Here is a 13,889-nt window from a genome sequence, read left to right on the forward strand (position 1 = left end):
GCCTCGCGTCAACCGAATGAGGGACGAAACGATGATCCGGGACGATATCAAGGCCGCGCAGATCGCCGCCATGAAGGCGGGCGACAAGGAAACGCGCAACGCGGTTTCGCTGATCCAGGCCGCGATCAAGAACCGCGATATCGAGGCGCGCACCGGCGCGGCGCCCGCGCCCGGAACCCCTGGCGACGATTCGCTGGTGGTGGAGGTGTTGCAGAAGATGGTGAAGCAGCGCCGCGAGTCGATCGACATGTACCGCAAGGGCGGGCGCGAGGAACTGGCCGCTGCGGAGGAGGCGGAGGTCGCGACGATCGAACGCTTCCTGCCCGCGCAACTGGACGAGGCCGCGACGACGGCGGCGATCCAGGCGATCAAGGCCGAACTGGGTGCGACGGGCATGAAGGACATGGGCCGCGTGATGGCGGAACTGAAGGCGCGGCACGGCAGCCAGCTGGACATGAGCAAGGCGAGCGACTGGGTGAAGGCGGCGCTGGCCTGACAAAACTCCCCTCCCGCGAGCGGGGGGGGAGTTAGAACAACATTGCCCCCGCCGTACCCGTCGGGCAGAAGGCGTGTTATACTCCGGCCGTGAGTCTCACCCCCGCCTTCCTCGACGAGCTTCGCGCGCGCACCTCGCTGTCCGCGCTGGTGGGCAAGAGCGTGAAGCTGACCAAGGCGGGGCGCGAGCACAAGGGGTGCTGCCCGTTCCATGACGAGAAGACGCCAAGCTTCTACGTCAACGACGACAAGGGCTTCTATCACTGCTTCGGCTGCTCGGCACACGGCGACGCGATCCGCTGGATGACCGAGCAGCGCGGCCTGCCCTTCATCGATGCGGTGAAGGAGCTGGCCGCCGCCGCCGGGATGGACATGCCCGCGCTGGACCGCCGCGCCGCGGAGAAGGCGGAAAAGGCGAATGGCCTGCACGAGGCGATGGCGGAGGCGGCGACGTGGTTCGCCGCGCAGATGCAGGGCCTGTCGGGTGCGGAGGCGCGCGCGCTGGCGGAGCGGCGCGGGCTGACCGCGGCGACGATCCGCGATTTCGGCATCGGCTTCGCGCCCGACGCGCGCAACCGGCTGAAGACCGCGCTGCCCGACTACACGCCCGCGCAGCTGATCGAGGCGGGGCTGCTCATCCAGGTCGAGGGCAAGGAGCCGTACGACCGCTTCCGCGGCCGGTTGATGATCCCGATCCGCGACGTGCGCGGGCGGACCATCGCGTTCGGCGGGCGCGTGATCGGCGACGGCGAGCCGAAATACCTGAACTCCCCCGACACGCCGTTGTTCGACAAGGGCCGGACGCTCTACAATCTCGACCGCGCCGCCGCCCCGGCGCGAAAGGCCGATCGCGTGCTGGTGGTCGAGGGCTATATGGACGTCATCGCGCTGGCGCAGGCGGGCATCGCGGAGGTCGTCGCCCCGCTCGGCACCGCGCTGACCGAGCATCAGCTGGAACGACTGTGGCGGATGGTGGACGTGCCGACGCTGTGCTTCGACGGCGACGCCGCGGGGCAGAAGGCCGCGTTGCGCGCCGCCCACCGCGCGCTGCCGCTGCTGACGCCGGGCAAGAGCCTGTCGTTCGTGACGATGCCCGAGGGGCAGGACCCCGACGACGTCGTGCGCCGCGGCGGCGCGGGTGCGTTCGAGGCGCTGGCGCGTGCGCCGGAGGCATTGGTCGACCGGTTGTGGAAGGCCGAGCTGGCAGCCGAACCGCTGGTGACGCCGGAGCAGCGCGCCGGCCTGCGCGCGCGGCTGCGCGAGCTGGCCAATACCATCAAGGACAATGAAGTCCGGCTGGAATATGTCGCCGCCTTCAACACGCGCCTGTGGGACTTCTCCCACCCCGAACGCCCGAGCCAGTCGTTCCGTACCTTCAACAAGGGTGGCAAGGGATACGTCCCCTATCAGCCGCCGTCGGAACGCGTGCTGGCGATCTCGAAGGCCGGGATCGACCAGGTCACGATCATCCCCGCGCTCATCCGCGGGCTGATCCGCTATCCCGACCTCCTGCGCCCGCTGGCCGAGACGCTGGTCCGCATCCCGATCGCCTCGATCCGGCTGCGGCAGGTACGCGAGGTGCTGCTCGACGCCGCGCTCCACCACGACGCCCTTGAAACGGCGCACGTGCTGACCATCTTGCGACAGGACGCACTCGAACCCGTCGTGGCCAAGCTGGAGGAGGTGACGCTTGCCTTTTCCTTCCTCGCCCATAAAGCCGAGCCGGAACAGGCCCGTCGCGATCTGGCATTGGTGGCGGAGAAGCTGGACGTCGGTCCTGCGATCGACGTCGAGATCGAAGAGGCGCGGGAACGATATTCGGCTGACTGGAACCAGCCCGATTTCGACGAATATGTCCGCTTGCTGAAGGCGAAGCAGCGGATGGACGAGGTTTTCATGGACGCGCTGCTGCCGGAAGAAGAGCCGGCGGCGTGAGCGATTGAAGGACGATTATGGCGAAGACGAACGGTGGCGGGATGGAAGACGGCGCGGACACGGCCGATGCCCCGCTGATCGACCTCAATGACGCGAACGTCAAGAAGCTGATCGCCCGTGCGAAGAAGCGCGGCTACATCACCTACGACCAGCTGAACGAGGCGCTGCCGCAGGACCAGATGACGTCCGACCAGCTCGAGGACGTGATGTCCGCGCTGAACGAGATGGGCGTTAACATCGTCGAGAACGAGGAAGCGGGCGAGGACGGCGAGCCGGAGGAGCGCGCCGACGACGACGAGGCGGAGGCCGTCGACGGCGAGGCCGAGGGCGCCGCGCCGGTCGTCGAGAAGAAGAAGGAAACGATCGACCGCACCGACGACCCGGTGCGCATGTACCTGCGCGAGATGGGCGCGGTGGAGCTTCTCAGCCGCGAGGGCGAGATCGCCATCGCCAAGCGGATCGAGGCGGGTCGCGACACGATGATCCTGGGCCTGTGCGAGAGCCCGATCACCTTCAACGCCATCATCGATTGGTCCACCGCGCTCAACGAGGGCACGATGCAGCTGCGCGAGATCGTCGATCTCGACGCGATGCTGAACAAGGGCCCGTCGGCGGAGCAGGTCGAGGGCGCCGAGGCGGACGACAGCGGCGAGATCAGCGAGAAGACCGCGGGCGCCAGCCTGAAGGAGGAGGAGGAGCCGGAGGAGGCCCCCGTCGACGAGGACGACGAGCTGACCGAGCGTCGCGCGCCGCGTCCCAGCGACGACGAGGAGGAGGACAACACCCTCAGCCTGGCGCAGATGGAGGAGACGCTCAAGCCCGTCGCGCTGGAGAAGTTCGCCAACATCACCGCGATCTATCGCAAGTTCAGCAAGATGCAGGAAAACCGCCTGGGCTCGATGGCCACGGGCGGAGAGTTGTCCACAGGTGACGAGCGTAAGTATCAGAAACTGCGCGAGGAACTGACCGCAGAGGTGGAAAGCGTCCAGTTCCACCAGGCGAAGATCGAATATCTCGTCGACCAGCTATACAGCTACAACCGCCGCCTGACCGCGCTGGGCGGGCAGATGCTGCGGCTGGCGGAGCGGCACAAGGTCAACCGCAAGGATTTCCTTGACCGCTACATGGGGCATGAACTGGACGAGAGCTTCATCGCAACCGTCACCGGCCTCGACAAGAAATGGACCGCCTTCGCCACCAACGAAGTCGACGCGGTTGACCGCATCCGTACCGAAATCAGCGAGATCAGCCAGCAGACCGGCATGGCGCTGGCCGAGTTCCGCCGCATCGTGAACATGGTGCAGAAGGGCGAGCGCGAGGCGCGGATCGCGAAGAAGGAGATGGTGGAGGCGAACCTGCGCCTCGTCATCTCGATCGCGAAGAAATACACGAACCGCGGGTTGCAGTTCCTCGATCTGATCCAGGAGGGCAACATCGGCCTGATGAAGGCGGTCGACAAGTTCGAGTATCGCCGCGGCTACAAGTTCAGCACCTACGCCACGTGGTGGATCCGGCAGGCGATCACGCGCAGCATCGCGGACCAGGCGCGCACGATCCGCATCCCGGTCCACATGATCGAGACGATCAACAAGCTGGTCCGCACCAGCCGCCAGTTCCTGCACGAGCAGGGCCGCGAACCGACCCCGGAGGAGATGGCCGAACGGCTGTCGATGCCGCTGGAGAAGGTGCGCAAGGTGATGAAGATCGCCAAGGAGCCGATCAGCCTCGAAACGCCGATCGGCGACGAGGAGGATTCGCACCTGGGCGATTTCATCGAGGACAAGAATGCGGTCATTCCGGTCGATGCCGCGATCCAGGCGAACCTGAAGGAGACGGTCACGCGCGTCCTGGCGTCGCTGACCCCGCGCGAAGAGCGCGTTCTGCGGATGCGGTTCGGGATCGGCATGAACACCGATCACACGCTGGAGGAAGTCGGCCAGCAGTTCAGCGTAACCCGCGAACGCATCCGCCAGATCGAGGCGAAGGCGCTGCGCAAGCTGAAGCACCCGTCGCGCAGCCGGAAGATGCGGTCCTTCCTCGACCAATAAGGGCCCCGTGCTCCCGCGAAAGCGGTAGCCCGGAGCCACCAGCGACAACGTCCGTCGTCCAGCCTGGCCCCGGGTTCCCGTCTTCGCGGGACGACACGTTATTTGTGGTTGCTGTACGGCGGCACGCTCGGCGCCAACGGATCGGCCCGCACCCACAGCGCCACCCCCGCCCCCAGCACCAGCAACACCGCCGCGACCGCCAGCGCCCGCCGCCGCGCGATGCGCCCGGCCAATGGCGCCAGCACCAGCGCGACCGGCAGCAGCGGAAGCACCGCGGCGATCGGCGTCTTCGGCCCCACCGCCTGCATCAGGAAGAAGCCGAAGCCGAGCAGATATCCGGTGACCAGCGCCGCCGCGACGATCGCCGCTGCCCGCCACCGCACCCCCGCGGCGACACCGCCCAGCAGCAACGGCACGACCAGAACATAGGATGCCGTCGGCGCGACCGCCTGCACCACGACCGCCAGCACCGCGACCGGCGCCGCCATCCCCGCCACGAACCCCGCCGACACGCCGCGGCGCAGGAACAGGCCCGCGGTCGCGCCCAGCGCCGCGCCGCACGCCAGCAGCGCCTGAGCCTGCAACCGCGGGATCGCGGCCAGCCGGTCGTAGTAATTGACCCGCCCGTCCGCCCCGGACAGCAGGTTCAGCGCGAACAGCAGGATCGCGGCGACCACGGCCAGCGCCACGATCGCCCCCGCCCCGCGCGCGACGGCGCCCGGATCGCGCCGCGCCGCTGCGGCGTACCCCGCCACGCCCAGCAGCAGCAGCACCCATCCGACCGCGGGCGGATACTGCACCAGCCACAGGCCGTAGGCGTCGAAGAACGTCCGATCGCCTGCCGACCGGCGCGGCAACGACGGCGCCGCCAGCAGCGCGCGGGTCAGGTCCAGCGCCTGCCCGCCCATGTCCTGCACCGCCCCGGTATCGACGATATCGGGCGTCGACAGCGGCGAGTGATAATAGGCCGCCCGCCCGATGAAGGCGAAATTGTAGCCCGGCCACCCGCCCTGCCGTGCGGGGGTGAAATCGGTGCTGTTGGGCAGGCTCTGATACACCAGCGCAGACAGCGACGTCGCCACCGGCCCGCCGACCGCCCGCCCGAACGATCGCATCGCCGCGTCGTTGCCGCGCCCGGTCTCGAACATCGCGGCGCGCCCGCCCCCGCCCCGCGCTTCGAGGTTGATGACCACGCCCACCCGCGCCCGCGCCGGATGGCCGCCAAAGAACGCGCGCGCGCCCTCCAGTCCCGGTTCCTCTCCATCGGTCAGCAACAGCATCAGGTCGCGTCCCGGCACGCCCGCCGCGCGGACGGCGCGCGCGACCTCGATCGCCGCCGCGACCCCGCCGGCGTCGTCCGCCGCGCCGGGGGATCCCCACACGGTGTCGAAATGCGCCATCAGCAGCACCGCGGGCGCCGTCCGGTCGCGCCCGGGCAGCGTCGCCAGGATGCTCGTCACCGTCGGCGCGGGCGCGGGCGTGCCCCGCCAGCGGTCCAGCACCGCCTTCCCCTTGGCGCTCAACCGCGACGGCAGCGGTACCGTCTCCAGGCCGATCGCCCGCAATCGCGCGATCAGGTAGCCGCGCACCCGTTCGTTCTCCGCGCTGCCGGTCGGATGCGGGGCGCGGGCGATCGCGCGCACGTCGCGCATCGCGCGCATCGCCGAAAACGCGCCGGCGGGGGCGTCGGCCGGGGCCGGTGCGGGCGGGGTCGTCGCGACGATCGCCAGGACGACCGCCACCGCCAGCGCGACCAGCATCGCCCACCACCCGCGCATCGGCCGTCTCCTCGGCGAAAGGGTGGAAGCGCACCGCAACCCGGTCAAGCCCGCGGTAACCCCGCCTTTACGCGGCACCCGCTATTCGCCGCGCTCTCGCGGCGGAACGTGGCGTACAGGCGATGGAGAACGACATGGAAGCGGCAACGATCACGGTCGCGCGATCCGCGCCCGCGATGCACGCGCTGGTGGCGGCGGACGGCACCGCGGCGTCGCAGCATGCGCGCGCGCTTCTCGACCCCGCCGCCCCCTTGCGCGACGTGGCGGATGCGGTCCACGCCCTGTGCATCCTCCACGGCGCCTTTCCCGGACTGGTCGAACATGCGCGCGATGCGTGCGACGCGGCGGATCACCGCGCCTGGCTGGACCATGCGGTCGACGCGATGGCGATCGAACGCGCGCTGCTCGCCCGGCTCGCCGCCGCGATCGGGCCGCAGCCGTCAACGCCCGGACAGGCGGCGTCGGAGGCCGCGATCATCGGGCAGCGCCACGCGCTCGACATGCTGGCCCGCTCGGATCGTCGCGGCTGCGCGTTGGGCACCGCGCTCGCGTTCGTGCTCGACTGGTCGGCGGTCCGGCGCGTGATCGACAACGGCGCGGCGCGGACCGGCCTGCCCGCCACCACGCGCTTCGCCGCCACGATCGCCGCGACGCACGCCTTCCTCGACGATCTCGCCCCCGCTTTGCCCGTGCAGCGCGCGATGACGTTCGGCGCGCAGCAGACGCTCGCACAGCATCGTGGCCTGTGGCACCTGCTGGAGGCGCGGGCGTCCGCCCGGTCGACGCGCTGACGGCCCGCTTGCGCGCCCGACGCGAATGACGCTATCGCCCTACCCGGTTTTCTTTTCGAACGGGATCGGCACATGCAGCGCTTCGAGGGTACGCAAAGCTACGTCGCGACCGACGACCTGAAGGTCGCGGTCAACGCCGCGGTCACGCTGCGTCGTCCGCTGCTGGTGAAGGGTGAACCGGGCACCGGAAAGACCGTGCTGGCGTACGAGATCGCGAAGGCCACCGGCGCGCCGCTGATCGAATGGAACGTGAAGTCCACGACGAAGGCGCAGCAGGGCCTGTACGAATATGACGCCGTCGCCCGGCTGCGCGACGGACAATTGGGCGACGAACGCGTCCACGACATCTCCAACTACATCCGTCGCGGCAAATTGTGGGAAGCGTTCACCGCGCCGGAGGTGCCGGTCCTGCTGATCGACGAGATCGACAAGGCGGATATCGAATTCCCCAACGATCTGTTGCAGGAACTCGATGGCATGGAATTCCATGTGTACGAGACGAAGGAGACGGTTCGCGCGGCGGAGCGGCCGATCGTCGTCATCACGTCGAACAACGAGAAGGAACTGCCCGACGCGTTCCTTCGCCGGTGCTTCTTCCACTACATCAAGTTCCCGGACCGCGACACGATGCAGGCGATCGTCGACGTCCACTTCCCCGGTATCCAGAAGATCCTGGTGAACAAGGCGATGGACATCTTCTACGACGTCCGCGACGTGCCCGGCCTGAAGAAGAAGCCGTCGACCAGCGAATTGCTCGACTGGCTGAAGCTGCTGCTGCACGAGGACATGCCGCTCGAGGTGTTGCAGAACCGCGATCCGACGAAGGCGATCCCGCCGCTCCACGGCGCATTGTTGAAGAACGAGCAGGACGTGATGCTGTTCGAACGCCTGGCCTTCATGGCGAAGCGGCAGGCGCACAAGGGCTGATATTGGGCTTCAGTCGTACCCCGCTCGCTGCTACAGCCTGAAAATAAAGCTTTACGGGGCGGATAATGATCGAAAGCGGGTCGCGCACGCCGGGCGTGTCGGCGGAGGATTTCAATCTTCCGCCCGGCACGGCGTTGCGCATCGAAGTGCCCGCGCCGGCGCTGCGCCCCTTCCTGACGCATTATTTCGTGCTCGATTCGGAACGCGCCCTCCACGACGGCGTGGTCAACTGGGCGCTGCCGACGTGGCCGACGATCCGCCTCATCATGACCGACGCGCCGATGACGCTGCGGCTGGGCAGCCGGACCTACGATCCCATCCCCTCCGTCGCATTGTACGGCTTCACCAGCCGGGCGCGGCAGGTCACGACGCATGGCGGGGTCACGATCGGCGTCGGCATCTCCCCGCTGGGCTGGGCCCGGATGCTCGATGTCCCGGCGGAACGCCTGCGCGATCAGGTCGTGCCGCTGTCCGACCTGATGCCGCAACTGCGGGTCGAGGCGCTTCGCCGCGCGCTGAAGGCCAGCGACCAGGCGGCGGACGTCGCGCCCATCCTCGACGCCTTCTTCCACCCCTTCCTCACGAATCCCTTGCCCGCGGAGCCCGCGATCGCGGCGCTGATGCGGCTCATCACGGACGAGGAGGTCCACGACATCCGCACCGCCAGCCAGAGGACGGGGATGAGCCCGGCCAGCCTGCGACGGCTAGCGGTGCGGTATTTCGGGTTTCCGCCCAAGACGTTGCTGGTGCAGGAACGCTTCATCCGCTCGCTGCGCCGCATGTTGCTGGCGGACGAGAAGCCCGATTATTCCGTCATCGCGCAGACCTATTTCGACAAGTCGCATTTCCTCCGCGACGCCGATCGCTTCCTCGGCATGACGCCACGCCGCTTCATGATGCGCGACAATCGCTACATGCTGGCGGTGATGCGCGCGCATGCCATCGTCGCCCGCGCGGCGCGGGAGGACGCCGCGACGCGCGCGCCGCCCGACAACCATCCGTTCACGCTGGCGGTGTAGGACGCGCCGATGACCCGCATCGCCGCCTTCCTGTCGCTCGCGCTCGTCGGCGCCCCGGCTTTTGGCGCCTCGCTGCTCGATTACGTGGGGCAATGCGTCCCCTTCGCGCGCGCGGCATCGGGGATCGCGATCTACGGCGATGCCTGGACATGGTGGGGCCAGGCCGAGGGGCGATACCGCCGCGGCGACGTGCCCAGGGTCGGCGCGGTCATCGTCTTCGCGCGCTCCCCGCAGCTGCGCCTCGGCCATGTCGCGGTCGTCAGCCGCGTCGTCGAGTCGCGGACGGTCATGCTGACCCACGCCAACTGGTCGCGGCGCAACGGCGCGCGGGGCCATGCGGAACAGGACGTGACGCTGCACGATGTGTCCCCCGGCAACGACTGGAGCCGGGTGAAGGTATGGTATCGCGACAGCAACGGGCTGGGCGGCTCGATCTATCCCGTCGAAGGTTTCATCTATGCCGACGGCAAGCCGGCCGCCGGACTGTCCGGGCGCGATCCCGACGATGTCGGCGCGCTGATCGACGCCTACGTACCCGGGGCCGCCGCGGTCCGCTGACCATACTCGATCCTCGACTCGGGGCCTTCGGCGCGGCAAGATGCGCGCATGTTCCTTCATTTCCTCGACGAGCTTCGCGTCGCCGGCATCCCCGCCAGCCTCAAGGAGCATCTCATCCTGCTGGAGGCCCTTCAGGCCGACGTCATCGACCGCTCGCCGGAGGAATTCTATTTCCTCAGCCGCGCGGTGTTCGTGAAGGACGAGGGCCTGCTCGACCGCTTCGACCAGGTGTTCGCCAAGGTGTTCAAGGGGCTGGAGACCAGCTTCGCGCAGGAGGGCGCGGAGATCCCCGCCGACTGGCTGAAGGCGGTGGCGGAGAAGTTCCTGAGCCCCGAGGAGATGGAGGCGATCAAGTCCCTGGGGTCGTGGGACGAAATCATGGACACGCTGAAGAAGCGGCTGGAGGAGCAGCAGAAGCGGCACCAGGGCGGCAACAAATGGGTCGGCACCGGCGGCACCAGTCCGTTCGGCAATTCCGGCTACAATCCCGAAGGCGTGCGGATCGGCGGCGAATCGAAGGAGAAGCGCGCAATCAAGGTGTGGGACCAGCGCGAGTTCCGGAACCTCGACAACACGAAGGAGCTTGGCACCCGCAACATCAAGATCGCGCTGCGCCGCCTGCGCAAGTTCGCGCGTGAGGGCGCGCAGGACGAGCTGGATATCGACGCCACGATCGACGGGACCGCGCGGCAGGGCTGGCTCGACGTCCACATGCGCGCGGAACGGCGCAATGCGGTGAAGCTGCTGCTGTTCCTCGACGTCGGCGGGTCGATGGATCCGTTCGTGAAGCTGTGCGAGGAATTGTTCTCCGCCGCGACGACCGAGTTCAAGAACCTGGAATTCTTCTACTTCCACAATTGCCCGTACGAAGGCGTGTGGAAGGACAACAAGCGCCGGTTCCAGGAACGGACCCCGATGTGGGACGTGCTCCACAAGTTCGGGCACGACTACAAGCTGGTGTTCGTCGGCGACGCGGCGATGAGCCCGTACGAGATCACGCATCCCGGCGGGTCGGTGGAGCATTTCAACGAGGAATCGGGCGCGGTGTGGCTGCACCGGATGACGACCACCTATCCCGCCGCGGTGTGGTTGAACCCCGTGGCGGAGGCGCAATGGGGCTATTCGCAGTCGACGAAGATCATCCGCGAGCTGATGACCGACCGGATGTACCCGCTGACGCTGGCCGGGCTGGACGCGGGGATGCGGGAGCTGACGCGGAAGCGATAGGCGCGGCAGGCGGGCTCGGGGTGGGCGTCGGGACGATCACCGGGGGGTCGGTAGCCTGACCGTCTTCCAGAGCCATGGCGGCGCGACCCTTACATCTTTCGCTCCTGCGGCACGATGGATGCCGGGACGAGCCCGGCATGACGGTGGTTGGGGCGATGGCGTTGGCGTGTCGAGATGGCCGGCTCGGGTTGGTATGCGTCCGTCGCAATCCCTCACCCGTCACCCCGGGTTTGTTCCGTGGTCCATCATGCCGCGTGTCCGACGCCTCTCGCTCCTGCGGCAAGGTGGATGCCGGGACGTGCCCGGCATGACGGGGGTTTGACCCTGTCCTGATACGCGAAACGAGCCGCTCGTCACCCGTCACCCCGGGCTTGTCCCGGGGTCCACGGTTGGTCGCACATGACTATCCGTTGTCGGCGCGGCACGGTGGATGCCGGGACCGGCCCGGCATGACGGGGGGACTATTCCCCGCCCTCCCCCGCGGTCATCAGCTTCGTCAGCGGGCGGACGTTCTGTTCCACGATGGGCAGCGCCTCGATCGTCTTCGCCCCGGTGTCGACGTTCAGCGTCTCGAACCGTCGCGCGCTCGTCAGGACCTGGCTTTCGAGGCTGCCGACGAAGCTGTTGTACGCCCCCGTCGCGGTCGCCAGGTTCTTGCCCAGTTTCTGCACATGGTCGCCCATCGTCGCCAGGCGGGCGTAGAGTTCCTTGCCCAATGTCGCGATCTCCTGCGCCTGTGCCGCCAGTTTCTCCTGCCGCCAGACCGCCGACACGGTCCGCGCGATCGCGATCAGGTTCGTGGGCGTCGCCAGCAGGACGCGCCGCTCGAACGCATCCTCCCAGAGCTTGTGGTCGAATTCCAGCGCGGCGGTCAGGAAATGTTCCCCCGGCACGAACATGATGACGTAATCGGGGGCGTCGTCGAACTGCGCCCAATAGGCCTTGGCCCCCAGCGCCGAGACGTGCGCGCGCATCGATTGCGCGTGCGCGGCGAGGCCCAGTTGCCGCTCGCCCTCATCCACCGCGCCGAACGCATCCTGATAGGCGTTGAGCGACACCTTGGCGTCGATGATGAGCGACTTGCCCCCGGGCACGCGCACGATCGCATCGGGGCGCAGCCGTCCGCCGTCCTCGCCCGCGACCGATACCTCCATGCGGAAATCGGTATGTTCGGCCAGCCCGCACGTCTCCAGCACGTTGCGCAGCTGCTGCTCGCCCCAGCGCCCGCGTGCCTTGGGCGCGTTGCGCAGCGCGTTGACCAGCTTCGCCGCCTCGCCCGACACGCGTTCCTGCCCCAGCCGCATCGCGTCGATCTGTCCGTGCAACTGGCCGAAGGCATCGCGCCGCTCCGCCTCGATCTTCTGCACACCCTCTTCGTAGCGGTGGAGGCGGTCGTGGACCGGCTGGAGCAGCGCCTTCAGCCCCTGCCCCGCGCTCTCCTCGGACTGGCGGAACCGCGCCTCCGCCCGATCCAGGAACGCCTTCTGCGCCTCGCCCAGCGTCGCCTGCGCCACGTCCTTGAAACGGCGCTCCATGTCGTCAGCGGTCGCCTTCAGGTCCGCGATCCGCTGCGCCGCGGCGCGCCCCTCCGCCTCCAGCGTGGCGATGTGCCGTTGCGCGGCGGCGCGCTCGTCCCGCGCCGCGGTCAGCTCGGTGCGCAGCCCGTCCACCGCCTTCGCACGTTCCTCCGCCGCGGCCAGGTCCGCGATCGCGCGGCGGAACTGCGTAGCCTCCGCATCCCGCTCCGCCCGCGCCGCCGCGACCGCGCGCTGCGCGATCAGCCAGCCGGCGACCGCCCCGACGACGAGGGCGAGGAGGGCATAGGGAAGAGCATCGGCCATGACGCGAACATAGGCGGAACGACGCCGCCGTGGCAAGCCGTCAGCCGCGGCGCAGCTTGTCCAGCTTCTTCATCAGCATCCCGCGTTTCAGGCGCGAGATATGGTCGATGAACAGCACGCCGTTCAGGTGATCGATCTCATGCTGCATGCACGTCGCCATCAGGCCGTCCATGTCCTCCTCGTGCCGCTCGCCTGCGGTATCCAGCCACGCCACGCGGCAGCGTGCGGGCCGGGTCACCTCGGCATATTGCTCCGGGATCGACAGGCAGCCTTCGTTGTAGGTCGACGATTCCTCGCTGACCGACACGAGTTCGGGATTGATGAACGCGCGCGGATCGCGGACCGCCTCGGGCGCGGGTTCCTCCTCCTCCGTCTCGCGGTCCTGAAGGTCGATGACGACGATCCGCTGGAGGATGCCGACCTGGATCGCGGCCAGCCCGATGCCGTGCGCGTCGTACATCGTGTCGAACATGTCGGCGACGATGCCGCGCACCTCGTCGGTGATCGCGGGCACGGGCGCGCACGTCTGGCGCAGGACGGGGTCGGGAACCTCGACGATGGGAAGGATAGCCATAAAGCGCGTCCCTACGCCACGGGACGCCGCGCCCGCAAGGCTTGGGCCAGCGTCCCTTCGTCGAGATAGTCGAGCTCCCCCCCGACGGGCAGGCCGTGCGCCAGCTGCGTCAGCCGCACCGGGAATTTCTCCAGCCGCTCCGCGACGTAATGCGCGGTCGTCTGCCCCTCCAGCGTGGCGTTCATCGCCAGCACCACCTCGTCCACGCCCCCCGCCGCGATGCGCGCCACCAGCGGCTCGATCGCCAGATCCTCCGGCCGCACGCCCTCCAGCGCGGACAGCCGCCCGCCGAGCACGTGGAAGCGCCCCGGGAACAGGCGCGAGCGTTCCAGCGCCCACAGGTCGCTGACGTCCTCCACCACGCACAATGCGCGCGCGTCGCGGCGCGGATCGGCGCACACCGCGCACGGGTCGGTCGTGTCGACGTTCCCGCACACGCCGCAGGTCGTCAGCCGCTCCTCCACCGCCACCAGCGCGGCGCGCAACGGCGCCAGCGCGCCCTCCCGCTTCTTGACCAGGTGGAGCACCGCCCGCCGCGCCGACCGCGGCCCGAACCCCGGAAGCCGCGCCAGCGCGCTCGTCAGCGCCTCGATTTCCGGGGATGCCATATAGGAACATATGGCGATCCCCCGACCGTCACGCCAGCGAAAGCTGGCGTCTCCCGCACGGCGCGATACCCCGGCTTTCGCTGGGGTG

12 protein-coding genes are annotated in these 13,889 nt (G+C 68.6%); 8 read left to right on the plus strand and 4 right to left on the minus strand.

Annotation, left to right across the window (positions count from 1 at the left end; genetic code table 11):
• The first annotated feature begins 31 nt into the window (after positions 1–31).
• The 3 genes from ASG29_RS13035 to rpoD all read left to right on the plus strand — a co-directional run bounded on the left by ASG29_RS13035 (position 32) and on the right by rpoD (position 4,478).
• Positions 32–496 (plus strand): GatB/YqeY domain-containing protein, encoded by a 465-nt coding sequence (locus ASG29_RS13035; RefSeq protein WP_055985630.1) that lies wholly within the window; start codon positions 32–34, stop codon positions 494–496.
• A gap of 89 nt (positions 497–585) precedes the next feature.
• Complete coding sequence (gene dnaG, locus ASG29_RS13040) at positions 586–2,430, plus strand: DNA primase (RefSeq protein ID WP_055984628.1); 1,845 nt, start codon at positions 586–588, stop codon at positions 2,428–2,430.
• Between the two features lie 17 nt (positions 2,431–2,447).
• Positions 2,448–4,478, plus strand: a complete 2,031-nt coding sequence (gene rpoD, locus ASG29_RS13045) for an RNA polymerase sigma factor RpoD (protein WP_055984631.1) — start codon at positions 2,448–2,450, stop codon at positions 4,476–4,478.
• A 98-nt stretch (positions 4,479–4,576) separates the two neighbouring features.
• Here rpoD and ASG29_RS13050 read toward each other — a convergent pair whose 3' ends face one another.
• The gene (locus ASG29_RS13050; protein WP_055984634.1) at positions 4,577–6,256 is read right to left on the minus strand and encodes a M20/M25/M40 family metallo-hydrolase; all 1,680 of its coding nucleotides are present in this window, start codon (positions 6,254–6,256) and stop codon (positions 4,577–4,579) included.
• 134 nt (positions 6,257–6,390) lie between these two features.
• Between ASG29_RS13050 and ASG29_RS13055 the strand changes: the two genes are divergently transcribed.
• The 5 genes from ASG29_RS13055 to ASG29_RS13075 all read left to right on the plus strand — a co-directional run bounded on the left by ASG29_RS13055 (position 6,391) and on the right by ASG29_RS13075 (position 10,778).
• Positions 6,391–7,047, plus strand: a complete 657-nt coding sequence (locus tag ASG29_RS13055; protein WP_055985633.1) for a DUF6975 family protein — start codon at positions 6,391–6,393, stop codon at positions 7,045–7,047.
• Positions 7,048–7,119: 72 nt separating this feature from the next.
• A complete protein-coding gene (locus ASG29_RS13060) occupies positions 7,120–7,974 on the plus strand; it encodes an AAA family ATPase (protein ID WP_055984637.1) in 855 nt (284 codons plus the stop codon).
• Positions 7,975–8,039: 65 nt separating this feature from the next.
• Complete coding sequence (locus ASG29_RS13065; RefSeq protein WP_055984640.1) at positions 8,040–8,993, plus strand: AraC family transcriptional regulator; 954 nt, start codon at positions 8,040–8,042, stop codon at positions 8,991–8,993.
• 9 nt (positions 8,994–9,002) lie between these two features.
• Complete coding sequence (locus ASG29_RS13070) at positions 9,003–9,551, plus strand: CHAP domain-containing protein (protein WP_055984643.1); 549 nt, start codon at positions 9,003–9,005, stop codon at positions 9,549–9,551.
• Between the two features lie 48 nt (positions 9,552–9,599).
• The gene (locus ASG29_RS13075; protein WP_055984646.1) at positions 9,600–10,778 is read left to right on the plus strand and encodes a vWA domain-containing protein; all 1,179 of its coding nucleotides are present in this window, start codon (positions 9,600–9,602) and stop codon (positions 10,776–10,778) included.
• A gap of 461 nt (positions 10,779–11,239) precedes the next feature.
• Here ASG29_RS13075 and rmuC read toward each other — a convergent pair whose 3' ends face one another.
• From rmuC to recR, 3 genes are read right to left on the minus strand one after another with little or no spacing between them, the layout of a single operon-like run.
• Positions 11,240–12,619: a DNA recombination protein RmuC gene (gene rmuC, locus ASG29_RS13080; RefSeq protein ID WP_055984649.1), complete on the minus strand. Its 1,380-nt coding sequence runs from the start codon at positions 12,617–12,619 to the stop codon at positions 11,240–11,242.
• Positions 12,620–12,659: 40 nt separating this feature from the next.
• A complete protein-coding gene (gene def / locus ASG29_RS13085) occupies positions 12,660–13,193 on the minus strand; it encodes a peptide deformylase (RefSeq protein WP_055984651.1) in 534 nt (177 codons plus the stop codon).
• Positions 13,194–13,204: 11 nt separating this feature from the next.
• Positions 13,205–13,801, minus strand: coding sequence for a recombination mediator RecR (gene recR, locus ASG29_RS13090; RefSeq protein WP_055984654.1), 597 nt, complete (start codon positions 13,799–13,801; stop codon positions 13,205–13,207).
• Positions 13,802–13,889 lie beyond the last annotated feature (88 nt).

Source organism: Sphingomonas sp. Leaf412 (genome assembly GCF_001425405.1).
GTDB lineage: Bacteria > Pseudomonadota > Alphaproteobacteria > Sphingomonadales > Sphingomonadaceae > Sphingomonas.